General features: G+C 69.9%; 20 protein-coding genes and 1 tRNA gene. 10 read left to right on the forward strand and 11 right to left on the reverse strand.

The window, feature by feature from the left end; genetic code table 11:
• Window positions 1-91: 91 nt before the first annotated feature.
• Both HQ603_RS04200 and nudC read left to right on the forward strand, forming a co-directional pair.
• Window positions 92-1,162, forward strand: coding sequence for a potassium channel family protein (locus HQ603_RS04200; protein ID WP_222683068.1), 1,071 nt, complete (start codon window positions 92-94; stop codon window positions 1,160-1,162).
• A gap of 89 nt (window positions 1,163-1,251) precedes the next feature.
• Window positions 1,252-2,130 (forward strand): NAD(+) diphosphatase, encoded by an 879-nt coding sequence (nudC, locus tag HQ603_RS04205; RefSeq protein WP_222683295.1) that lies wholly within the window; start codon window positions 1,252-1,254, stop codon window positions 2,128-2,130.
• Here the strand turns inward: nudC and HQ603_RS04210 are convergent.
• Window positions 2,123-2,350, reverse strand: a complete 228-nt coding sequence (locus tag HQ603_RS04210; protein ID WP_222683297.1) for a mycoredoxin — start codon at window positions 2,348-2,350, stop codon at window positions 2,123-2,125. The two genes, nudC and HQ603_RS04210, sit on opposite strands and share 8 nt — an antisense overlap.
• A 149-nt stretch (window positions 2,351-2,499) precedes the next feature.
• Here HQ603_RS04210 and HQ603_RS04215 point away from each other — a divergent pair, with 149 nt between their 5' ends.
• Both HQ603_RS04215 and HQ603_RS04220 read left to right on the forward strand, forming a co-directional pair.
• Complete coding sequence (locus HQ603_RS04215) at window positions 2,500-4,599, forward strand: ATP-dependent DNA helicase UvrD2 (protein ID WP_222683299.1); 2,100 nt, start codon at window positions 2,500-2,502, stop codon at window positions 4,597-4,599.
• Window positions 4,600-5,145: 546 nt separating this feature from the next.
• On the forward strand, window positions 5,146-5,424 hold the full coding sequence (locus tag HQ603_RS04220) for a WhiB family transcriptional regulator (protein WP_222683301.1): 279 nt from the start codon (window positions 5,146-5,148) through the stop codon (window positions 5,422-5,424).
• A 55-nt stretch (window positions 5,425-5,479) separates the two neighbouring features.
• Here the strand turns inward: HQ603_RS04220 and HQ603_RS04225 are convergent, their stop codons facing one another.
• The 3 genes from HQ603_RS04225 to HQ603_RS04235 form a co-directional block, all read right to left on the reverse strand.
• A complete protein-coding gene (locus tag HQ603_RS04225) occupies window positions 5,480-6,790 on the reverse strand; it encodes an ABC1 kinase family protein (protein WP_371830959.1) in 1,311 nt (436 codons plus the stop codon).
• Between the two features lie 18 nt (window positions 6,791-6,808).
• Window positions 6,809-7,732: a MarR family transcriptional regulator gene (locus HQ603_RS04230; protein WP_222683071.1), complete on the reverse strand. Its 924-nt coding sequence runs from the start codon at window positions 7,730-7,732 to the stop codon at window positions 6,809-6,811.
• Window positions 7,733-7,799: 67 nt separating this feature from the next.
• Window positions 7,800-9,206: a zinc-dependent metalloprotease gene (locus tag HQ603_RS04235; protein ID WP_222683073.1), complete on the reverse strand. Its 1,407-nt coding sequence runs from the start codon at window positions 9,204-9,206 to the stop codon at window positions 7,800-7,802.
• 98 nt (window positions 9,207-9,304) lie between these two features.
• Here HQ603_RS04235 and HQ603_RS04240 point away from each other — a divergent pair, with 98 nt between their 5' ends.
• A complete protein-coding gene (locus HQ603_RS04240; protein WP_222683075.1) occupies window positions 9,305-10,342 on the forward strand; it encodes a YlbL family protein in 1,038 nt (345 codons plus the stop codon).
• A 10-nt stretch (window positions 10,343-10,352) separates the two neighbouring features.
• Here HQ603_RS04240 and HQ603_RS04245 read toward each other — a convergent pair whose 3' ends face one another.
• The gene (locus tag HQ603_RS04245) at window positions 10,353-10,961 is read right to left on the reverse strand and encodes a PPA1309 family protein (protein ID WP_308126353.1); all 609 of its coding nucleotides are present in this window, start codon (window positions 10,959-10,961) and stop codon (window positions 10,353-10,355) included.
• Between the two features lie 206 nt (window positions 10,962-11,167).
• On the opposite strand from HQ603_RS04245, the gene HQ603_RS04250 reads away from it, so the two are divergent.
• Window positions 11,168-14,179, forward strand: a complete 3,012-nt coding sequence (locus tag HQ603_RS04250; protein ID WP_222683076.1) for a UPF0182 family protein — start codon at window positions 11,168-11,170, stop codon at window positions 14,177-14,179.
• 86 nt (window positions 14,180-14,265) lie between these two features.
• Here HQ603_RS04250 and HQ603_RS04255 read toward each other — a convergent pair whose 3' ends face one another.
• The gene (locus tag HQ603_RS04255; protein WP_222683078.1) at window positions 14,266-14,790 is read right to left on the reverse strand and encodes a transglycosylase family protein; all 525 of its coding nucleotides are present in this window, start codon (window positions 14,788-14,790) and stop codon (window positions 14,266-14,268) included.
• 491 nt (window positions 14,791-15,281) lie between these two features.
• Between HQ603_RS04255 and HQ603_RS04260 the strand changes: the two genes are divergently transcribed.
• Window positions 15,282-15,358 (forward strand) — tRNA-Met (locus tag HQ603_RS04260).
• Window positions 15,359-15,545: 187 nt separating this feature from the next.
• Here HQ603_RS04260 and HQ603_RS04265 read toward each other — a convergent pair.
• The 5 genes from HQ603_RS04265 to HQ603_RS04285 form a co-directional block, all read right to left on the reverse strand.
• A complete protein-coding gene (locus HQ603_RS04265; RefSeq protein WP_222683305.1) occupies window positions 15,546-16,466 on the reverse strand; it encodes an arabinofuranosidase in 921 nt (306 codons plus the stop codon).
• A 252-nt stretch (window positions 16,467-16,718) separates the two neighbouring features.
• Window positions 16,719-16,964, reverse strand: coding sequence for a hypothetical protein (locus HQ603_RS04270; protein ID WP_222683079.1), 246 nt, complete (start codon window positions 16,962-16,964; stop codon window positions 16,719-16,721).
• A 145-nt stretch (window positions 16,965-17,109) separates the two neighbouring features.
• Window positions 17,110-18,324 (reverse strand): acyl-CoA dehydrogenase family protein, encoded by a 1,215-nt coding sequence (locus tag HQ603_RS04275; protein WP_222683080.1) that lies wholly within the window; start codon window positions 18,322-18,324, stop codon window positions 17,110-17,112.
• 29 nt (window positions 18,325-18,353) lie between these two features.
• Window positions 18,354-19,763, reverse strand: coding sequence for an acyl-CoA dehydrogenase family protein (locus HQ603_RS04280; RefSeq protein WP_222683082.1), 1,410 nt, complete (start codon window positions 19,761-19,763; stop codon window positions 18,354-18,356).
• 92 nt (window positions 19,764-19,855) lie between these two features.
• Window positions 19,856-20,680 carry an inositol monophosphatase family protein gene (locus HQ603_RS04285; RefSeq protein WP_222683083.1) on the reverse strand — a complete coding sequence of 275 codons (825 nt, stop codon included), beginning with the start codon at window positions 20,678-20,680 and terminating at the stop codon, window positions 19,856-19,858.
• 39 nt (window positions 20,681-20,719) lie between these two features.
• Between HQ603_RS04285 and prfB the strand changes: the two genes are divergently transcribed.
• The 3 genes from prfB (at window position 20,720) to HQ603_RS04300 (ending at window position 23,235) form a co-directional block, all read left to right on the forward strand.
• On the forward strand, window positions 20,720-21,835 hold the full coding sequence (prfB, locus tag HQ603_RS04290) for a peptide chain release factor 2 (protein ID WP_222683085.1): 1,116 nt from the start codon (window positions 20,720-20,722) through the stop codon (window positions 21,833-21,835).
• 90 nt (window positions 21,836-21,925) lie between these two features.
• Window positions 21,926-22,726, forward strand: a complete 801-nt coding sequence (locus tag HQ603_RS04295; protein ID WP_222683307.1) for a mechanosensitive ion channel family protein — start codon at window positions 21,926-21,928, stop codon at window positions 22,724-22,726.
• Window positions 22,723-23,235 (forward strand): hypothetical protein, encoded by a 513-nt coding sequence (locus HQ603_RS04300; protein WP_222683087.1) that lies wholly within the window; start codon window positions 22,723-22,725, stop codon window positions 23,233-23,235. Before HQ603_RS04295 ends, HQ603_RS04300 begins: the two co-directional genes overlap by 4 nt.
• The last annotated feature ends 107 nt before the right edge of the window (window positions 23,236-23,342 follow it).

Below are 23,342 nucleotides of genomic sequence, written 5' to 3' on the forward strand. Positions count from 1 at the left end.
GTTCCGGTCACCGGGCGGCCGGCTCGGTTACAGTCGCACCGGTCGAGGCGAGCACGCTCGACGGTGATCGAGAGGCGAGGACGACCACACGATGGCGGGACGGTTGCGTAGGCGGCTGCAGAACACCAACGCCGCGCTGACCGATCGGCCGGATTTCGCGCTGGTCGGCGTGTTGCGCATCCCGGAGTTCGAGTCGAGTCCGTGGCGGGCGATTTACCGCCGCATCGTCATCGCGTTGATCGTGCTCTTCGTGGCGGCCCTGGTCGTGTACGTCGACCGCGACGGATACGCCGACAACCAGGGCGACGACCTGTCGTTCCTCGACGCTTTCTATTACACGACGGTGTCGCTGTCGACGACGGGGTACGGCGACATCGCCCCCATCAGCCCGTCGGCGCGACTGGTCAACATCCTCGTCATCACGCCGCTGCGCGTGTTCTTCCTCATTCTGCTGGTCGGTACCACCCTGGCAGTTCTCACCGAGCGTTCGCGTCAGGCGTTCAAGATTCAGCGATGGAGGCGAAACGTGCGCAACCACACGGTGGTCGTGGGCTACGGAACCAAGGGGCGGACGGCCGTCGACGCCATGCTGGGTGACGGGGTGTCCGCGTCCGACATCGTCGTCGTGGACACCGACCAGACCGCGCTGGACGCGGCGGCGAACGTCGGTCTGGTGACGGTGTACGGCTCCGCGACTCGCAGCGACGTCCTGCGGTTGACGGGTGCGCAGTACGCGGCGTCGATCATCGTCGCCACCAATCGCGACGACACCGCCGTGCTCGTCACGCTGACCGCCCGCGAGATCGCACCGAAGGCCAAGATCGTCGCCGCGGTGCGGGAGGCGGAGAACGTGCACCTGCTGCGTCAGTCGGGGGCCGATTCGGTGGTCGTGTCGTCCGAGACGGCCGGTCGCCTGCTCGGGATCGCCACCACCACGCCGTCGGTGGTGGAGATGATGGAGGACCTCCTGACGCCGGAGGCCGGGTTCGCCATCGCCGAGCGCGAGGTCGAGCGCGACGAGGTGGGCGGGTCGCCGCGCCACCTCTCCGACATCGTGCTCGGCGTGGTCCGGGACGGCCGCCTGGTGCGGGTCGGCGCGCCCGAGGTGGACGCGATCGAGGCGGAGGATCGTCTGCTGTACATCCGCCGGGTGAGCAACTGACCGACGGACCGTTGCCACGGCACGATCACCGGGGCGCGGCACGAGGTCGCTAGGGTCGTGAGGTGTCCTTCGCACTCGTCACCGAACCCATGCTGTCGCGGTCCCCGCTCGACCGAGCGGAGGAGCTGCGCCGGGACACCGCTGCGCTGACCGCCGGATGGTCCACGGCGTCGGTGCTGCGCGTCGACGCGACGGGCCGGATTCCCGTCGCCGACGGCGGCGTGGCCATGGTCCCGGCCGCGGAGGTGGCCGAGGCGCCACCGGAGAACGCGGTCTTCCTCGGCCGGGCGGACGGTCGACATCTCTGGGCGGTGCCGGTCGAGACCCTGAGCGGCGACAGCACCGACCTGCGGGCGTTCGACGACGTCCTCACCGACACCTCCGCCGGAATCGTCGTCACCGCCGTGGCGCTGCTCAACTGGCATCGCAGTGCGCGGTTCAGCGCCCGCGACGGATCACCGACCCGGCCGTCGGCGGCCGGATGGTCACGGGTGTCGGAGGCGACCGGGCACGAGGAATGGCCGCGGTCGGACCCGGCGATCATCGTGCTGGTGCACGACGGCGCCGATCGCGTTCTCCTGGCGCGGCAGCCGTCGTGGCCGGAACGTCGGATGTCGGTGTTGGCCGGCTTCGTCGAAGCCGGGGAATCACTCGAGACGTGCGTGGTGCGCGAGGTGCGCGAAGAGGTGGGTCTGGGCGTCGACCGCATCGAGTACCTGGGCAGTCAGCCGTGGCCCTTCCCGCGCTCGATCATGATCGGGTTCGCGGCGCAGGCCGACCCGGCCGCCGATCTGGAGTTCACGGACGGGGAGATCGCCGAGGCGCGGTGGTTCCACCGCGACGAGGTCGAGGCCGCGCTGGCCGCGGGGGACTGGGCGGCCTCGACGTCGGCGCCCCTGCTGCTCCCGGGGTCGATCTCCATCGCCCGAGCCATGCTCGAGTCCTGGGTCGCCCGCCCCGTCAGGTGAGGCCCAGCGCCTTGCGCACCTGAGCCAACGACGGGTTGGTGGCCGTGGTGCCGTCCGCGTACTTCACCGTCGGCACCACGTGATTGCCGCCGTTCACGCTGCCCACGAACTCGGCCGACGCCGGATCCGCCTCGATGTCGATTTCGGTGTAGGCGATGCCGTTCTCGTCGAGCTGCGTCTTCAGGCGCCGGCAGTAGCCGCACCAGGACGTCGAGTACATGGTGAGTGCAGGGGCATGAGAGGTGTCTGCTGTGGTCACGCTCGGACAACGCACGGCCGCGCCCGGATTGTTCCGTCGAGCATCGGTCGGGCTCCCGCGGTCGTGTCGGAGGCGGCTGACATGATGGCCCGGTGACCGCAACCGACGCCGTGGAGGGACTCGACCCCGAACAATCGGCGGCCGTCCTCGCCCCTCGCGGTCCGGTGTGCGTGCTCGCCGGCGCGGGAACGGGCAAGACGCGCACCATCACCCGCCGGATCGCCCACCTGGTCTCGCACGGCCACGTCAAGCCCGGTCAGGTCCTCGCGGTCACCTTCACCGCACGCGCGGCGGGCGAGATGCGGGAGCGGTTGCGGCTGCTCGGGATCGCGAACGACGGCGGCCAGGTGCAGGCGCGCACCTTCCACGCGGCGGCCATGCGCCAGCTCAAGTACTTCTGGCCGCAGGTCGTCGGCACCACCGACTGGCGGTTGCTCGATCGCAAGTTCGGTGTGGTCGGTCAGGCGGCGTCCGCGGCCGGCGCCTCGACGTCGACCGACAGCATCCGCGACCTCGCGGGCGAGATCGAGTGGGCCAAGGCGTCCCTGGTCGCGCCGCAGGATTACGCGGCGACAGTGGCGCGGTTGCACCGGGACACCCCGACGGACGCGGATCGGGTGGCGGCGGTGTACGAGGGGTACGAGCAGCTCAAGAACCGTGATCCCGATGCCGTGCTGCTCGACTTCGACGATCTGCTGCTCCACACCGCGGCGGCCCTCGAGACCAGTCCCGCGGTCGCGCAGGAGTTCCGCGAGCGGTACCGCTGCTTCGTGGTGGACGAGTACCAGGACGTCACGCCGCTCCAGCAGCGGGTGCTCGACGCGTGGGTGGGGGAGCGCGACGATCTGACGGTGGTCGGGGACGCGAACCAGACCATCTACTCGTTCACCGGCGCCACCCCGAAGTACCTGCTCGACTTCTCGCGGCGCTTCCCGGACGCGACGGTGGTCCGTCTCGAACGCGACTACCGGTCGACCCCGCAGGTGGTGGAGCTGGCCAATCAGGTCATCGGTGCCGCCCGCGGTCGCATCGCCGGAACTCGGCTGCAGCTGGTGGGGCAGCGGCCGGCGGGGCCCGCGCCGACGTTCGTCGAGTACGACGACGAGGTGTCCGAGGCGGCCGGTGTTGCGCGCACGGTGCAGCGGCTGATCCGTGAGGGCGTGCGGCCGTCGGAGATCGCCGTGCTCTACCGCATCAACGCCCAGTCGGAGGCGCACGAGCAGGCGCTGACCGATCTGGAGATTCCGTATCAGGTGCGCGGCGGGGAGAGCTTCTTCCAGCGCGCGGACGTGCGCAGCGCCGTCTCGGCCATCCGGTCCGGTGCGGCGCGGGACGATCTGCCGGACGACGCACGGCGAGGCCCCGGAATCGTGCGGTTCGTCGAGGCGGTGCTGGCTCCGCAGGGTCTGACGGCCACCGAACCCACCGGTGCGCAGGCGCGGGAGAAGTGGGCTGCCCTGCGCGCGCTCGTGGCGTTGACCAGCGATCTGCTCGAGCAGGTCCCCGATCTGGACCTCGACGGACTGCTCGCCGAACTACGCACCCGCGCCGAGGCGCGGCACCCACCGACCGTGGAGGGCGTGACCCTGGCGTCGTTGCATGCGGCGAAGGGTCTGGAGTGGGACGCCGTCTTCCTGGTGGGGTTGGTCGACGGAACGCTGCCGATCAGTCACGCGCTGGGTGACAGCTCGTCCGCGCCGGACGAGGCCGCGGTCGAGGAGGAACGTCGGCTGCTGTACGTGGGGGTCACCCGGGCACGGATGCACCTGGAACTGTCGTGGGCCCTGGCCCGCAACGAGGGCGGACGCAAGTCTCGGCGACGGTCGCGGTTCCTGGTGGATCTGGTGCCGGAGTCGTCTCCGGCCTCGCGTATCGCGGCGGCCACACCGACGCGCAAGCGTCCGGTGTGCCGGGTCTGCGGATCTCCGGTGATCGGCACGGTGGCCACCATGTTGGGTCGGTGCGAGAAGTGCCCGTCCGACGTCGACGTCCCGCTCCTCGAGGCGCTGCGGGAGTGGCGGTCGGAGACGTCGAAGACGTTGAAGGTGCCGGCGTACGTGGTGTTCAGCGACAACACGTTGACCGCGATCGCCGAGCAGCGGCCGCGCGACGACCGCTCGCTCGTGGCCATCCCCGGAATCGGTGCGAAGAAGCTGGAACGGTTCGGCGCCGACGTCCTCGCCATCGTCGGGGAGCGCGCGACCCGCTAATCGACGCGGTCGGGGAGCGCGCGACCCGCTAGTCGGACGCGGTCGGGGAGCGCGCGACAGTGCATCCTCGCAGGTGGAAAATGGGTTGTGCGGTCGGTCCGCCCCGGTTTACTGTCGTTCTCGCACCGACCGATGGGGTCGGTGCCCTGTTCCGGCCGGCCGGCCGTTCGCTCTCGAGGGAGGTGTTCTCCGTGGACAACAACACTGCATTCGCCGTCGTGTCGGCACCCTGCGGCGCGAACACCGTCGTGGCGGCCGCTGCGCCCGTCGCGCCTCGTGTCGCGCCCGTGGCTCTACTGCCGCGCGGCATTCGTGAGCGCCGGGTATCCCCGGAATCCGTGAGAGCAGGACCCTGGCGGGAGTAGTCCCCCCGGACCCCCGCCCTGCCATCAGGCCACGGATTCGCTGCCCGCGATCCGTGGCCTTCGTCGTTCGAGTCCTCGTTCGACGTCCGTCACGGATTCCCACCCCCCTTCGTGACGGACGTCAGAACAGGAGAACGACGTGACCCTCGCATTCGAGGCGACTCGCGCCGACCACCACGGGATGGAGGTCGTCGCCGCGACGACCGCGGAAACCCGATCGCTTCCGTGTCACCGCGGTGACCCCGACCTGTGGTTCGCCGAGTCCCCGGCGGCTCTCGACCGTGCCAAGGCCCTCTGCGCCGACTGTCCGGTGCGAACGTGGTGTCTGGACGCGGCGTTGGAACGCGCCGAGCCCTGGGGCGTCTGGGGCGGCGAGATCTTCGATCAGGGACGCATCATCGCGCGCAAACGCTCGCGGGGACGCCCTCGGAAGAACGCGCCGTCCGACGGCGGTGCGTGAGCGGGCCCCGGTCCGCGTGAGCGGGCCCCGACCGACCAGGCCGACCCGGGCCCGATCAGTCCGCGAACCCGGGCATCCACTCGGTGAGGATGGCCATGTACGGGGCGTAGGCGTCGAGTTGCGCGCAGATGCCGACCGACCCCATCAGTACGCGGAAGATCACCGCGTACTGCGGCGGCAGGTTGAGCGAGCGGGCCGTGCGGAACTGTGGACCGGAGAAGTCCGCCGCACGGCCCGCGGTGTCCTGCATCCACTTTCGGGTGAAATGGAAGGACTCGGTCTTGATCGGATCGGTGAAGGGCCGGAGGTAGTCCGCGATCTCCTGGTCGGTCACGGTGTGCCCCGGCAGGACGAACCCGGTTTCGCGCATGAGGGTGTTCAGCTCGTCGAACTCCTCGTCGCGGGACAGGCGCACCATGCGTCCCAGCTCGGGGGGCAGGCCGTCGGGCAGGGACAGGCAGGCGCCGAAGTCGATGACCCCGAGCCGGCCGTCGTCCAGCAGCTTGAAATTGCCGGGGTGGGGATCACCGTGCAGGCGGCGGACCCGCGCCGCCGACTCGAAATGGAAACGCGCGAGGTTCTCACCGGCGGTGTTGCGCTGCTCGGGGGTGCCCGAGGCAACGATCTTCGACAGCGCGGTGCCGTCCATCCATTCGGTGATGACGGCCTTCGGGGCGCTGGCGACGACCTTGGGAACGGCGAAGCGCGGATCGCCGTCGTAGGTCGCGGCGAACGCACGCTGGTTCTCGCCCTCGATGCGGTAGTCGAGTTCCTCCTCGGTGCGGGCCGACATCTCGTCCAGCACGGCTCGGACGTCGGTGCCGGGCGCGAGCGTGCCGAGCAACCCGACGAACCGCGACAGGGTCTTGAGATCGGCGCGGAGCGCGTCGTCGGCACCGGGGTACTGGATCTTCACCGCCACGGCCCGGCCGTCGGACCAGGTGGCCCGATGCACCTGACCGATGCTGGCCGACGCCACCGGCTCGTCGTCGAAGTCGGTGACGCGCGATCGCCACGCGGTGCCCAACTGCTGATCGAGCACACGGTGCACCGTCTTGGCCGGCATCGGCGGCGCTTCCGCCTGCAGCTTGGTCAGGGCTTCTCGGTACGGACCGGCCATCTCCTCCGGAACCGCGGCCTCCATGACGCTGAGCGCCTGACCGAGTTTCATGGCGCCGCCCTTGAGCTCGCCGAGCACGGCGAACATCTGCTCCGCGGCCTTGGCGGTCAGTTCGGCGTCGATCTCCGCGCGATTGCCGCCCGCGAGCTTGCGCCCGAAGCCCACGGCCGCTCGGCCCGCCATGCCGAGCGGGATGCTGGCGAGCTTGGCGGTGCGGGCGGAGCTGCTACGCGGAATGTCGGGCATGTCATCCATCATGTCGGATCAGACGGGGACGTGCCCGGAGCAGGGGCAGACCGGGTGCCGGTGCCACGGCCGTCTGTGCACGGTCCCCGCCTCGGCGTCGATTTCCTGGCTGTGACCCATCATCACATCTCGGCGGTGGCCCATGGCCGGCGGTGACCGGCGGTGCAGCGCCGTCTTGTCCGACCACCGCGTATGCCGGCCCAGGAAGTCGTGCACCCGCGCGACCGCGAAGGCGGCGGTGGCCGCTACGGTCGGGGGCGTGGCGGACGCGGCGTGGCCGTCGAGCTGGGCCGCGAGGTAGGGCCAGTCCCGGTCGAGGTCGCATCGGGTGAGGTCGACGCAGTGCAGACACGCCGTGTGACCGGGAACGACGAACGGCCCGACCACCCCCACTCCGTCGCGGCAGCGCACCGGCAGGTGGGGGATCTCGTCGTGCATGAGCAGACGGACCACGTCCGGCGCGGTGACCACCGAATCCGTGAGCACCACGGCCGCGAGATCCCGCGGCAGCGTGCGCGGACAGGTGGGGTGATGGTCGACCACTGCCGCCGAGCGCCGATCCACCGTGGCCCCGCGGCGCAGACCCGCGCCGACGGCGTCGGCGAGCGGACCGCGACCGACGATCAGGACCGTTCGGGCCGGGGAGTGGGCGGTCGGCGTGCGCTCGACGAGCCCGGCCTCGCTCAGCAACCGCACGACGGCCGACACGGCGGCCGAGTCGACACCGCGTCGTTCGGCGCGCCACGCCACGTCCGGCACCGAGTGATATCCGTCGAGGAGTCGCAGGACCCCGATCATGGTGTCGGCGGTGACGCCCGGCGGCGGGGTCAGGACGAGTCGATCGTCGGGATCCCAGCCGATCTGGACGCGCTCGTCACGTCGAGCGAGCAGAACCAGGTTGCGGATCAGTCGCGGGTGACCCGCTGCGGTGGTGTCGACCATGGCGGGGACTGTTGCACACCGAGCCCCGTGCGCAGCGGCGATCGGGGCCCGTTGTCCACAGGCGCGATCACACCGGGGCGGGGCCGCTCTCCGGTCCGTCGCGCCGGTCGTCGTCGTCCGACTTCCCTTCGCGCGCAGCGTCGTTCGCCCGCTTGCGTTCGAACTCCTCGAGCTGGGCGATCGGGTCGTCGAACGTTCCGGTGTCCCCTCCGACGATCCGGTCGACGAAGGCCGCGTTGTCGTCGAGATCGCCCGCATCGGGCAGCAGATCGGGATGAGCCCACACGCCGTCGCGTCCGTCGATGCCGGCACCCTCGCCGAGTCGGCGCCAGAGCTCGGCCGCCTCGCGCACCTTGCGCGGGCGGAGTTCGAGCCCGACGAGGGTGGCGAAGGTCTGCTCGGCGGGGCCGCCCGAGGCGCGACGACGACGCATCGTCTCGGCCAACGCCCCGGCGCCCGGAATGCGGTCGCCCAGAGCGGCGGCGACCACGGTGTCCACCCAGCCCTCGACGAGGGCCAGCAGCACCTCGAGGCGTTCGAGGGCCGCCTTCTGCTCCGGCGTTGTCTGCGGCTCGAACGTGCCCTGCTGCAGGATCTTCTCGAGCTGCGACGGGTCGGTCAGGGCGGACGGGTCGATCCCGCGAGCGGCCTCCTCGATGGCGCCGAAGTCCATGCGGATACCCCGCGCGTACTCCTCCACGGTGGCGAGCACCCGCTGACGCAGCCACGGCACGTGGGAGTAGAGGCGGTGGTGCGCTGCCTCACGGGCGGCGAGGAAGACCAGGACCTCGCGCTCGGGCAATTCGGTGCCCTCGGCGAACGCCGCGACCGCCTCCGGCAGCAGCGCCGCCGTGTCCGCCGGCCCGAGCGGCAGTCCGATGTCCGTGCTGGTGAGCACTTCCTTGGCCAGCTGACCGAGGGCCTGGCCCAGTTGCGAGCCGAAGGCCATGCCGCCCATCGAGCCGAGCATCCCAATCATCGGGCCCATCATCTGCTGGGCTTCCGGCGGCAGGGCGGAGGTCCACATTCCGGAGATCTGTTCGGCGACCGGGTCGCACAGGCGCTTCCAGGTGTCGAGCGTCCGGTCGAGCCACTCCTGCGGGGTCCAGGCCTCGGTGCGCGTGGCACCGGCCGGGAGAATGGTGGCCTCGTTCAGCCACTGCTCCGCCAGGTGGGCGGAGTCGCGGATGGCGGTGCGCGACCCCTCCCGCACCGGGTCGGTCGTGCCGATCTGCTGGCGCGCGAGCTTCGCCGCCAGGGCGTAGTTCACCGGGCCGCTCTGCTGCCCGGGCTGACCCATGCCGCTGAGCATCTGGCCCATCTGGGTGAACATCTGACCGAGTGCCGCGGGGTCGAATCCCTGCGCGCCTCCGCCGAACGCCGCGAACGGGTTCTCCCCACCTCCCGCGCGGCGCGAGGACTCGTCCTCGCCGTCGTCGTCGGAGTTCGAGAATCCGAAGGGAGTGTTGTTCATGCCCCAACGGTACTGGCTCCGGTTCGGGGCGGACCCGGTCTCGGCGTGCGCCGAGCGCGAACACCGGCCGGCCCGACGCGTTCTCTAGGGTGGTGCGGGTGAATCGACGGATCGCGACGCTACTGGTCGCACTGGTGCCGGTGGTGGTACTCGGCGTCCTCGGGTCGACGGTCGTCGTCCCGTTCGCCGCACTGGGACCGGGGCCGACGTTCGACACCTTGGGCGAGGTCGACGGTGCCCCGGTGGTTGACATCGAGGACCCCACGGGTGCGACGCGTATCGACGAGCCGGGCGGCCACCTCAACATGACCACGGTCGCCGTGCGGGACGGACTCACCGTGTTCGACGCGCTCGGACTGTGGCTGAGCGGGCGGCAGGGCCTGGTGCCGCGGGATCAGGTGTATCCGCCGGACCGCAGCCGTGAGGAGGTCGAGCAGGCCAACCAGGCGGACTTCACCCGCTCCGAGGACAGCGCGGAACTCGCCGCGCTCCGCTACCTCGATCTGCCGACGGAACTGACGATCGCCGAGGTCGGCGACGGCGTGCCGGCCGCGAGCGTGCTGCGAGACGGAGATCGCGTGACGACGGTGAACGGCACCGCGGTGACGACCGCCGAGGACGTGCGGAACGCGGTGGGTTCGGTGTCGCCGGGCGACCGGGTGACCATCGAGGGCGTCCGCGGCGACGCGCCCTTCACCGAGACGGTGACCGTGGGTCCGCGTCCCGACGACGGCGAGCGCGGGTACCTCGGCGTCACCCTGACCGAGGAGCCCGAGGTGCCGTTCGACGTGACCTTCAACCTCGCCGACGTCGGGGGACCGTCGGCCGGTCTGATGTTCACCCTCGCGGTGATCGACAAGCTGACGCCGGGCGACCTGAGCGGCGGCGCGTTCGTGGCCGGCACCGGAACCATCGATCCCGACGGCACCGTCGGGCCGATCGGCGGCATCCCGTACAAGCTGGTCGCGGCGCGCGAGGCGGGAGCCACGACGTTCCTGGTGCCGGCGGACAACTGCGCCGAGGCCGCGGCGAACGCTCCCGACGGACTGCGCCTGGTCCGCGTCACCGACGTCGGCGGAGCGGTCGACGCCCTGGGCAACCTCACCGAGGGCGGCGACGCGCCCAGCTGCTCCTAGCGTCCGGAGCTCAGTCCTCGGGCTCGGCGTCGAGGGTCGCGTACAGGGCGGCGACCACGTTGGGCGCGAGGTCGTCGTACGTGAGCAGGTCGCCGTCGGAGCCGAAGCCGTCGTCGTCCTCGTCGTCGGGCCGCAGCTGCAGCAGCGCCAACGACGGCCCGTCGCGGAGCACCCCCACGATCAGGCGCGCGTCGCGACGATCGGGATGGTCCTCGGCCGCGATGCGAGCCGCGTGATCGGCGGCGTCCCGGTCGGACAGCAGGGGAGCGAGAGCGCTGTCGAGGTCGGCCTCGGCGTCGGGCGGCAGGACCACGATCTCCTCGACCAGGGCGCAGCCCGCCACCGACGACGGCCAGCTTGTGGTGCCCAGGAACTCGTCGAGTGCGCGTGAGCCGCCCGCGACGTCGGCCGGCAGGCGGTCCTGAGCGATCGGCGTGAGGACGGCGCCGTCCTCGAGTTCGGCGAGCAGGCCCGGTTCGGCGGCCACCAGGTCCTCGGTGGGCACCAGCGCGAAGAGTTGCGGACCCTGGTCCCAGCCGGAGGACTCGACGTAGGCGACCATCTCGCGCACGGCGCGCGCGAGCGCGGCCTCGCCGGTCACGTCCCCGAAGTCGGTCACGATGTCTGCCTCTCGCTGGTCGTTCTGCCGGTCGTCGTGCACGTCACGACGGCCATTCTCGCACCGACCGGGTGTCGACCGAGCCCCCCACCCGGCGGAGGCGGGCTGTCCGTACAGTGGTCCGAAACGGACATGCGGTGTCGCTCGGTGGTGTCACCTTCGGTGGTGTCACGACCGGTACTCGCGAAGACTTTGGAGTGTGACACGTGGGCATGAGGCCCCCAACCGGCATGCCGTCTCTCTCGAGACGCGGTCGAACCCTGCTCGTCGTCGCGGTCGTGATGGCCGTGCTGCTGCTCGTCGGTCCGCGATTGGTGGACACCTACACGGACTGGCTGTGGTTCGGCGAGGTGGGCTTCCGCACCGTGTTCACCACGGTGCTGCTGACGCGCCTGATCACCTTCCTCGTGGTCGCGGTGCTGGTCGGCGGAATCGTGTTCGGCGCGTTGGCGTTCGCGTACCGGTCGCGTCCGGTGTTCGTGCCCACCGCCGGTCCCAACGATCCGATCGCGCGCTACCGCACCACCGTCATGGGTCGGCTGCGGCTGTTCGGTGTCGGCGTCCCCGTCGTCATCGGCGTCCTCAGCGGCCTGGTGGCGCAGGGCAACTGGATCACCGTGCAGATGTTCCTGCACGGCGGGTCCTTCGGTGTGCGCGATCCGCAGTTCGACCTCGACGTCGGCTTCTACGCGTTCGACCTGCCGTTCTACCGCTCGATCCTGAACTGGCTCTTCGTCGCCGTCGTGTTGGCGTTCTTCGCGGCGCTGGTGACCCACTACATCTTCGGCGGGCTGCGGCTCAGCGGCCGGGAGGGTGCGCTCACCTCGTCCGCGCGCGTGCAGTTGGCCGTGCTCGCCGGCACGTTCGTGGTGCTCAAGGCCGTGGCGTACTGGTTCGACCGGTACGCGTTGCTCTCCAGCAGCCGCAAGGAACCGACGTTCACCGGTCCCGGCTTCACCGACATCAACGCGGTCCTGCCCGCGAAGCTGATCCTGCTCGCGATCGCCGTCATCTGTGCGGGCGCGTTCTTCGCGGCTATCTTCCTCCGCGACCTGCGCATCCCGGCTCTGGCCACCGCACTGCTGGTGCTCTCGTCGATCCTGGTCGGCGCCGTCTGGCCACTCGTCGTGGAGCAGTTCTCCGTGCGCCCCAACGCCGCGGACAAGGAGCGCGCGTACATCGAGCGCAACATCACCGCGACGCGAGACGCCTACGGCATCACCGACGACACGGTCACCTACGAGGACTACTCGGGTGACGGCACCGCGTCGCCGCGGGACGTGCCGGCGGATCAGACCACCATCGCCAACACCCGCCTGCTGGATCCGAACGTGCTCTCCCGCACCTTCACCCAGCAGCAGCAGCTGAAGAACTTCTACGGGTTCCCGTCCACGTTGGACGTCGACCGTTACGAGATCGACGGGCAGCTGCAGGACTACATCGTCGCGGCCCGTGAGCTCGAGCCCGCCAGCCTGTCCGGAAACCAGACCGACTGGATCAACCGCCACACGGTCTACACCCACGGCAACGGCTTCGTGGCAGCACCGGCCAACCGCGTCAACGCCGCGGTGCAGGAAGGGTCGACCGGGGACTCCAACAGCAACTCCGGTTACCCGATCTACACGGTGAGCGACCTCGCGTCGCAGGCCGCGGGCGATCAGGTCATCCCGGTCGAGCAGCCGCGCATCTACTACGGCGAGGTCATCGCGTCGTCCAACCCCGACTACGCCATCGTCGGCGCGAGCGAGGGCCAGGACGCGCGGGAGTACGACACCGACACTTCGCGCTACACCTACACCGGGTCCGGCGGCGTCGACATCGGCAACTGGTTCAACCGGTTGGCGTTCGCGGCCAAGTACACCGAGCGCAACATCCTGTTCTCCGGGGCCATCGGGGACGACTCCAAGATCATCTTCAATCGCGATCCGCGGGAGCGCGTGCAGAAGGTGGCACCGTGGCTCACCGCGGACGGCAATTCGTACCCGGCCGTGGTCGACGGGAAGATCGTCTGGATCGTGGACGCCTACACCACGCTCGACCAGTACCCCTACGCGCAGCGCAGCTCGCTCGAGGGTCTGGTGCAGGACAGCATCGACGCCAACACCGGTCGCCTGCTGCCGCGGGACGAGGTGTCCTACATCCGGAACTCGGTCAAGGCGACCGTCGATGCCTACGACGGCTCGGTGAACCTGTACCAGGTGGACCGGGACGATCCGGTGCTCAAGGCGTGGATGGGTGCCTTCCCGGGTGCGGTGCAGCCGGAGGAGAACATCTCGGACGAACTGCGCCAGCACTTCCGCTACCCGGAGGATCTGTTCAAGGTGCAGCGCGAGATGCTCGCGAAGTACCACGTGAACGATCCCGGTGAGTTCTTCACCAACAACGCGTTCTGGTCCGTGCCGAGCGATCCGACCATCGAGGGCGGCACCAACCTCAACCAGCCGCCGTACTACGTCCTGATCGGTGATCCGGACACCGGGCAACCGTCGTTCCGTCTCACCAGCGCGATGGTGGGCTTCAACCGGGAGTTGCTGTCCGCGTACATCTCGGTGCGGTCCGATCCGGAGAACTACGGCAAGTTCACGGTGTTGCAGTTGCCCACCGCAACGCAGACCCAGGGACCGCAGCAGGCGCAGAACTCGATGATCTCCGACACGCGAGTGGCGTCCGACCGGACGTTGCTCCAGCAGTCGAACCGCATCCAGTACGGCAACCTGTTGACGCTGCCGATCGCCAACGGCGGCATCCTGTACGTCGAGCCGCTGTACACCGAGCGCAACACGACCAACACGTCGACGTTCCCGCAGTTGTCCCGCGTTCTCGTGAGCTATCGCGAGCCGGGTGCGGGAGGCGGCGTGCGCGTCGGCTACTCACCGACCCTCGCCGGCGCACTGGACCAGGTCTTCGGACCCGGGACGGGCAACGTGGCCACCGCTCCGGGCGGTGACGCGGCCACGCCGCAGGCGGAGGAGGAAGTCGGGTCGCCGAGCGCCGGGTCGGGCACGACGACGCCGGCCGAGGGAGAGGCCACGCCGGCCCCGTCCACTCCGGCACCGTCCACCTCCGCGCCGGCGGATCTGAACGCGGCGGTGAGCAACCTGAACTCCGCGCTCGCAGCCGTCCGGACCGCGCAGCAGTCGGGCGACTTCGCGCAGCTGGGGCAGGCGTTCGACAACCTGCAGCGGGCGATCGACGAATACAACCGCGTCGGCGGCTGACGACACCGGTTCCGCACACGACAGAACGGCCGCACTCCCCGTGGAGTGCGGCCGTTCTGCGTGCTGCGGGGTGTGGGGAACCGGGGTCAGCGACCCAGTCCGGCGAGCACCTCGGCGTTGGCGGCGACGAAGTCGCGGTACTGCTGGCCGACGCCGTACTGATCGGCCACGGCAGCGCCCTGGTCGATGTACTGCTGGGCCGGTGCGGCGGCGGGGGCCGGAGCCGGGGCGGGCGCCTCGGCGGGCACCTCGGACGGCGCGGACGAGCCCTGGGTCAGGTACTGACCGCAGACCGGCCAGGCGCCGACGCCCTGGGTGGCCAGCACGTTCTCGGCGACGCGGATCTGCTCGGCCTTCGACGCGTTGGACGCGACGCCCGAGCCACCGTTGGCCGCCCAGGTGCTCTGGGAGAACTGCAGGCCGCCGTAGTAGCCGTTGCCGGTGTTGATCGCCCAGTTGCCACCGCTCTCGCACTGCGCGACGCCGTCCCAGTTGTGGGCCGGTGCGGCGCCTGCGGTTCCGGTGGCGAGTCCGAGGGGGATCGCGACGGTGGCGCCGGCGACAGCGGCGTATCCGAGGGCGCGGGTGGTGAAGTTACGTGCAGTGGTCATACGGGGTGAATCCTCTCGGCGCTGTCGGACACACGAGAACCGTGTCGGCTTCTCGGGGTCCCTGCCCCCGTGGCGTATCGGGTCTCCGACCCGCGGGGCAGTGGGAATCCAGCGGCGGGTCGGCCTGGCCCTCGTTGTGGGCCGCGAGCGACGGTAACGGAACGATCACGGGGTCGTCACGTCGGCGTGACCCACCCGAGCGGCATCCCGTGCCGGGGTCGGATCGGCGTCGGTGCGGCGTCCGTGCAGGTGACCGGGGCGATCCCCGGTTCTCCGGATCAGGAACGGGCACCGCGTTCCGTGAGCGGGATCACCGGCTCGGCGAGACGTGGATCACCCTCGGAGAGCACCGATTTCGGCCGTCGGCCAGGCAGTTCGGGCGGTCGGGCAGGCGATTTGCAATCCGGCGATGCCGTCCGGTAACTTCGTGTTCAGCAAGAACGCAGTACCGCTTGCAGCCGCAGACGGAGCCGAGAGGTTCCCGACGCCGACGCGGGGTGGAGCAGCTCGGTAGCTCGCTGGGCTCATAACCCAGAGGTCGCAGGTTCAAATCCTGTCCCCGCTACCACGTACGAAAGCCGGTATCCGAGAGGATGCCGGCTTTCGTCGTTTCCGGGTCCGGTGTCGCGAGCTCGTGGGGAGCGGCCAAGCCCGATTACCGCGGACGCTCCACGCCTTCACGGACGGTGCACTGTCCGTAAATGTGTGCAGCGTCAGCCGGAACGGGCGACCGATCCGGCGGCGGGACTCCGGTCTCAGCTCGGCTCGCGCAGAACGCCGATGTGACGGACGGTCCCGGACACCCCGGGGAGCTCTCGGGGTTCGGTCCACGTCTGCAGCCCGTCGCCACTGTCCGAGTACAGGTAGCGCCCCTCGGTGTAGGCGTCCAAGTAGAGACGCCACGCGCCGTCGGGTAGCTGAACGACGGCGGGCCCCTCGCGCAGGGCGCCCCAATTGCCCGGCGGCAGCGGACGATACGGGCCGACCAGGGTGGGCGAGGCCAGATGCTCGATGGTCTTCTTCGTCTCGTTCTTGGTGAACGCGTGATACTCGGAACCCACCTTCACGACGGTGGTGTCGATCCGATCGGCGCCGAGACCCGCCACCGGCACCGGGGCGCTCCAGGAGGTCAGAGATTCGTCCTGCGCAGTCAGCAGATGCGGGACGAAGCCACCACCGGTGGACAACGACACGATGACGTGGACGGCATCACCCTCGACGAACCATTCGGGTGCCCAGGCCTTGGTGGTGAACGGGGACAGCGACGGCCCGTCGGAGGAGCCGGCCGATCCGAACAGCGGAAGGTCGACAACTCCACGCCCATCGCCGGTGCCGGGTAGGAAGGCGCAGCACAACGGCAGAGCGTGATTCCCACCGAATGTCCACTTCACTCGGTCCGCACTGGTGGCGAACCCGATGGTGGCGCCGTCGACCGTCGTGTAGGTGAGGTGGTAGAGGCCGTCGGTGTGTCGAAAGATGCTGGGGTCCCGGACGACGCCGGACGGCGGACGGTAGGCCGATGTGTGCACAGCGGTGAACGACGTACCGTTCGACGAGTCGTAGACGGATAGGTCGCGGTCACTGGCGTTGCTGAACGCCACCATGGTGTACCGCCAGGCTTCCGGCTGCGCCCACGCCGTCGTGGGCGAGGCGATCAGCCATGCGGCGACCATCATGGCGGCGAAGGCGGTGCGACGGTGCGGGCGGAAAGTCACAGCTCGAACCCTGACAGACCGTGGAACCCCGGTGGTGCTCGCCGATCGGACCGATACCGGGTTGTGACAGGAGTGGGGTGTCTGCACCAGCCCGTGCATCACGCGTTCGACGAACCGATTCCCGATGACACTCCACGCGTTCACGGACGGTGCACCGTCCGTGAACGCGTAGAGCGTCAGCGGGAGCGGGGACGGTCGGCGGGAGCGGTGTGGTCAGTCCCGCAGGTCGGGGTCCTCGGACACCGAACCGGTGGTGGGGGCGTCGTTCTCGGTGACCTCGCCGCCCGTCGCGGTGTGATCGGCTGCGGTGTGGTCGGTCGCGGTTCGATCGGCGGAGTCGCCGTCCTCGGCCGCCTCCAGATCCACGGCGTCCGCACCCTCGAGATGCGCCAGGTTGACCTCGGCCTCGGCGACGAACTCCTTCGTCTTCTCTTCGATCTTCTTCGCCCACTCGGCCATCGGGTGCCTCCTCGCGCGTGTACGTCGTTCTGACGGGCCCTGGGTACCCCGAACGGCGCCGCCACTACCGAGCGGGCCACTTGCGAACGCAGAACGGGCCCGACACCGCAGTGTCGGGCCCGTCGACGGACGTGTCAGCGCGACGTCACTTGAGCTGCGCGGAGGTCAGTCCCAGCACGCGGCGCGCCACGATGAGCTGCTGGATCTGCTGCGTGCCCTCGAAGATGTCGAGAATCTTGGAGTCGCGCGCCCACTTCTCGAGCAGGAGATGCTGCGAATAGCCGAGCGAGCCCGCCAGTTCCACGGCCTTGAGCGTGATGTCGGACGCGCTGCGACCGGCCTTGGCCTTGGACATGGAAGCCTGAAGGCTGTTGGGCTCCTTGTTGTCCGCCATCCACGCTGCGCGCAGTGCCAGCAGATACGCGGCCTCCCAGTCGGATTCGAGGCGGATGTACTCGGCGGCCGGAGCCGACAGGCTGTACGTCGGTGCGTCGTAATCGATGTCGACGCCCGCCTCGGTGAGAATGCTGCGCAGCTCCTCGAGAGCAGCGCGGGCGACACCGATGGCCATGCCGGCCACGAGAGGACGGGTGTTGTCGAACGTCTGCATGACGCCGGCGAAGCCCTTGTCCGTGTCGACGTCCGGCGACCCCAGCAGGTTGTCCTTGGGGATGCGGCAGTTGTCGAGCAGCAGAGCAGCGGTGTCCGACGCCTTGATGCCGAGCTTGTGCTCGAGACGCGCGACCGACAGGCCCGGTGCGTCCCGCGGGACGACGAACGACTTGATGGCCGCCCGGCCCTTGGACTTGTCGACCGTGGCCCACACGACGATGTGGGTGGAGCGCTCACCCGCGGTGACGTAGATCTTCTCGCCGTTGAGCACCCACTCGTCGCCGTCGAGCACGGCGGTGGTGCTGACGGCCGCGGAGTCCGAACCGAAGCTGGGCTCGGTGATGGCCATGGACGCCCACACCTTGCCGAAGCGCTCGAGCTGCTCGTCGGTGGCGACCGCGGCGATGGCCGAGTTGCCCAGGCCCTGGTAGGGGATCGACAGCGTGAGACCGACGTCGCCCCAGCAGGTTTCGATGACGTTGATCAGCGCGGCCATGTTGCCGCCGTTGGCGTTGGCGGTCTTGCTGGGCTTCGGCTCGCCGGATTCGCGGCCACCCTTGGCGCCACCGACGTCGTTGCCGGCGTCGGTCATGCCCTCGATCATGGCGGCCATCGTGTCGAGCTCGACCGGGTAGGCGTGCTCGGCGAGGTCGTACTTGCGCGAGACCGGACGCATGATCTCGGCCGCGACCTGGTGAGCCTGGTTGGCCCCCGCCCGGAGCTTGCGAGGGAGTTCGAGATTGATCATGAGAGTTCCTTCGGGCTGTGGGTGGGGGATCAGATCAGGACGACGCCCTCGGCGACACCGACGGCACGCAGGTCGCGGTACCACCGCTCGACCGGGTGCTCCTTGGTGAAGCCGTGACCACCGAGGAGCTGGACGCCGTCGAGGCCGATCTGCATGCCCTTCTCGGTGGCGAAGCGACGGGCCAGGGCCGCTTCGCGTGCGAACGACAGGCCCTGCTCGGCACGCGAGGCGCCGCGCTGGACGATCAGGCGCAGACCGTCGAGCTCGATCGCGATGTTGGCCACCATGAACGCGACGGCCTGACGGTGGCTGACGGGCTCACCGAACGCGGTGCGGTCGTTGACGTAGGGCACCACGTAGTCGAGGACGGCCTTGGACGTGCCGGCCGCGAGCGCCGCCCAGCCGAGCCGGGAGAGTCGGATCGCGTCGGTGTAGTCGGCGACGCGGGTGGCGGCGTCGGCCTCACCGAGAAGGTTGCTCTCCGGCACCGCGACGTCGTCGAGATGCAGTCGACCCAGACCGGCGGCGCGCAGGCCCATGCTGGGATCGGCCTCGACGACGAGGCCCTGGCTGTCGGACTCGACGATGAACAGCGCGGGCTTGCCGTCGAGCTCGGCGGCGACGATGAACAGCTCCGCCGATGCGGCGGCGGGGACCAGGCTCTTGAGGCCGGTCAGCTTGTACCCGCTGGGGGAGCGAACCGCCTTGGTCTGCAACGCGAAGGGGTCGAACAGCGCGCGAGGCTCCGTGACGACGAGCGCCGCACCGGGCACCTTCTCACCGCTGAAGGCGGGGAGGTAGGTCTTCTGCTGCGCGTCCGACCCGTACTGCGTCAGTGCCACCGCGACGCCGCTGGGCGCGAGGATCGGCAGCGCCAGGCCCATGTCGCCGTAGCCCAGCGCCTCCGCGACGAGCGCGTTGGTGACGGCGCTGCGCTCGGTCGCGACGCCGTCGAGCGACTCGGGGACGTTGATCATCGTGACGCCGAGCTCGGCCGCGCGGGCCACCAGGTCGTCGGGCGACGCCGCGGCCTCGTCCGCGTCGTGCGCCGCGGGACGCATGATCTCCTCGGCGAACTCGAGGACGGTCTCGACGATCATCTTCTGCTCGTCGTCCGGCGTGAGGTCGAAGTAGTCCGAACCCTTGGTGCTCGAGTCGGTCAGCCGGGCCGGGTCACTGCCCCCGGAGACCTTGCCGAAGGCGCGCGTCGCGGCGCCGAGCGTCTTGAATCCGGTCTTGGTGCTCTCGTACGTCACGCGGTCGACGGTCTGACGCAGGTTGTACTTCTCGGCCAGCTCGGACCCGGTCAGCTTGGTGAGAACCCGCATCGCGGTGCCGATGGCATCACGCTTGATGGGGTTCAGACCGGGGGCGGACGTGTCGCGCACCGGGCGCTTGGCTCCCGTGCCGGCGGTAGGGGCGGTGCCGTTCTTCGTCATGATCACCAGCTGTTTCTCGGTGTTCGGTCGGGGACGGCACTATCTTACTCGGCGGTAAGTTCGGTGTCTACCACGCGGTAAGTTACCGCGGGTCACAACGGCTGTTGTGTGTTCCGCCCCGACCGCAGCGCGTCCAGCACGTGGTCGTGCAACAACCCGTTGGTGGCGACGGCACTGCCCGCGTGCGGACCGGCCGTGCCGTCGAGACCGCCGAACCGCCCGCCGGCCTCGCGGACCAGGACGTCGAGCGGGGCGAGATCCCACAGCGACACCTCGGGTTCGAGCGCGATGTCGATCGCTCCCTCCGCGACGAAGCAGTAGGAGAGGAAGTCCCCGTACCCGCGCACCCGCCAGACCTCGTCGGTGAGGTCGAGGAAGGGCTCGCGCAGTCCGGCGTCCTTCCATCCCGACAGGGACGAGAAGCCCAGGCTGGCCGACGCCGGTGACCGCACCGTCGAGACGGACAGGCGGCGCGGCTCCCCGCCGTGCACCGTGGCGAAGGCGCCGAGGCCGCTCGCGGCCCACCATCGCCGTCCGAGTGCCGGCGCACTCACCACGCCGACCACCGGCACGCCGTCGACCAGCAGCGCGATCAGCGACGCCCAGATCGGCACGCCGCGCACGAAGCTCTTGGTTCCGTCGATCGGGTCGAGCACCCACTGTCGCCCGGAGAACGACGCGCGCCCGCCGAACTCCTCGCCGAGCACGTCGTCGTCCGGTCGCTCGGTCGACAGCACCTCGCGCAGGGCGGTCTCGACGGCGAGGTCCGCGTCCGACACGGGGGTGAGATCGGGCTTGTCGTCGACTCGGAGATCCACGGCCAGGAAGCGATCGGCGGTGATGGCGTCGGCGACGTCGGCGAGTCGCCGCGCCAGGAGGAGGTCGTCGGGCGTGGTCTCGGGGGAGGACGGAGTCACGGGTCAGGACGCTACTGCGCTGGCGGTAACCTCGTCTGCGTGCATCCCGACGTAGCCGCTGACATCGCCGAACTCGACACGACCCTCAAGACGGTGGAGTCGGTCCTCGACGTCGAGGAACTGCGCCGCCGGATCGACGAGCTCGAGCACCAGGCGGCGGACCCGGAACTGTGGAACGACCAGGACCACGCCCAGCAGGTCACCAGCACGCTCAGTCACGCCCAGGCCGAGCTGCGCCGCGTGGAGGAGCTGCGGCAGCGCCTCGACGACCTTCCCGTGCTGTACGAACTCGCCGAGGCGGAGGAGGGGGAGGCGGCCGCGGAGGCCACCGCCGACGCGGACGCCGAGCGTCTGTCGCTGCACGGCGACATCGAGCAGCTCGAGGTGCGCACGCTGCTGTCGGGCGAGTACGACAAGCGCGACGCCCTGGTCAACATCCGCTCCGGCGCCGGCGGTATCGACGCGGCGGACTGGGCCGAGATGCTCATGCGGATGTACATCCGCTGGGCGGAGAAGCACGGCTACGGCGTCGAGGTCTACGACACCTCGTACGCCGAGGAAGCGGGCATCAAGAGCGCGACCTTCGCGGTGAAGGCGCCCTACAGCTACGGCACGCTGTCCATCGAGCAGGGCACCCACCGGTTGGTGCGGATCAGCCCGTTCGACAACCAGGGTCGTCGTCAGACGTCGTTCGCCGAGGTCGAGGTGCTCCCCGTCGTGGAGACCACCGACCACATCGACATTCCGGAGAACGACGTCCGTGTGGACGTCTACCGGTCGTCCGGGCCCGGTGGACAGTCGGTCAACACCACGGACTCGGCGGTGCGTCTGACGCACATCCCGACGGGCATCGTGGTGACCTGTCAGAACGAGAAGTCGCAGCTGCAGAACAAGGTGTCCGCCATGCGCGTGCTCCAGGCCAAGCTGCTCGAGGTCAAACGCAAGGAGGAGCGCGCCGAGATGGACGCGCTCAAGGGCGACGGGGGTAGCTCGTGGGGAAATCAGATGCGGTCGTACGTGCTGCATCCGTACCAAATGGTCAAGGACCTGCGGACGGAGCACGAGGTCAACAACCCGTCGGCGGTGCTCGACGGTGACATCGACGGGTTCATCGAGTCCGGCATCCGCTGGCGGATGCGTGCCGACGGGGAGTGATCGGTGAGCGCCGTCTGGCCCCTGCCGCCCGACTTCGTCTTCTGGCTCCAGAACAACTTCCTCGAGATCGTCCTGTGGATCCTCGGGGGCATGTTGGCCGCGCGTGCGGTGAACTGGGCCGGGGCGAAGATCACGGGCCGCATCGATCGCACGTACCAGCAGACCGACGCGTTGATCCGGACCGAGACCGCCAAGCACCGGCACTCGGTCGCCCAGGTGGTGACCTGGGTGGTGATCGCGCTGATCTACGTGCTGGTCGCCATCCGGGTGCTGCAGCGTCTCGGATTTCCCATCACCAGCCTCGTCGCGCCCGCGACGGTGCTCGGCGCCGCGTTGGGCTTCGGCGCACAGCGCATCGTGCAGGACATCCTCTCGGGCTTCTTCATCATCACCGAACGCCAGTACGGCTACGGCGACGTCGTCCAGCTGGCCATCACCGGCACGGCCGGTGACGCCGTCGGCACCGTCGAGGACGTGACCCTGCGCGTGACCCGGGTCCGATCGGCGGAGGGCGAGGTGATCACCGTCCCGAACGGGCAGATCGTCAAGGCGGTGAACCTGTCCAAGGACTGGGCCCGCGCCGTCATCGACGTGCCGGTCCCGCCCACCGCCGACCTGTCCGCCGTCACCGACCTGCTGCGCACGGTGGGCCAGGAGGCGCACCGGGACCGCCGGCTCGCGGAGCTGCTCCTCGACGAGCCGACCGTCATGGGCGTCGAGAGCATCGAGGTCGACCAGGTGAATCTCCGGCTGGTCGCGCGCACCCTGCCCGGCAAGCAGTTCGAGGTCGGGCGCGAATTGCGCGCGCGTATCGCCATCACGTTGCGACGCAACGGCATCACCGTCTCTCCGGAACTGTCCGCGGATCGTCCGATGGGGAGTGTGCAGTGAGTCCGGATCAGCCGACCCCCGACGGGCCGACCCCCGAACGGCCGGACCCCGATCGGGACCGTCCCGAGCAGACGCCCGGCGCGCAGCAGCAGACGCGGACGCGACCCGGCATGGGTTGGCTCTCCCGCGTCCCGAGCCACCTGCCCGGCGGCTTCCGGACAACGACCGTGGCGATGGTCGTCGCGTTCCTCCTGGTGCTTCTGCTGTGGAACGCAGTGCGCTTCGACCCAAGGAAGAACGAGAACTCGCCGGTCTACGTCCCGCCGACCCCCGTCGAGACGACGACGCCCGCCCCGGTGCCGAGCTCGACCGTCGCGCCGACGTTCACCTCGACCACGCCGACCACCACCGCCGTCACGCCGACACAGGACCCGGACGCCGACGGCTCGAATCCCGCTACCTCGGTGACCGGGACGACGGCCCCGACCACCACCACCCGCGCGCCGGGGCTGCAGTTGCCGGTCCTTCCGGGCTTCGGCCCGCCGGCGACGACGACGACGGCGCCGTGACCCCGCCCCCACGGCCCCGCGTGGCCGTGGCGCCGCGGCCCCGCGCGGCTGTGCCCCCGCCTCCGCGGCCCCGCGCGTCGTAGCCGGGGTCCGGGGGACGGCGGTGG

Origin of the sequence: Rhodococcoides corynebacterioides, from assembly GCF_019834675.1 — a bacterium.
Taxonomy (GTDB): Bacteria; Actinomycetota; Actinomycetes; order Mycobacteriales; family Mycobacteriaceae; genus Rhodococcoides; species Rhodococcoides corynebacterioides_A.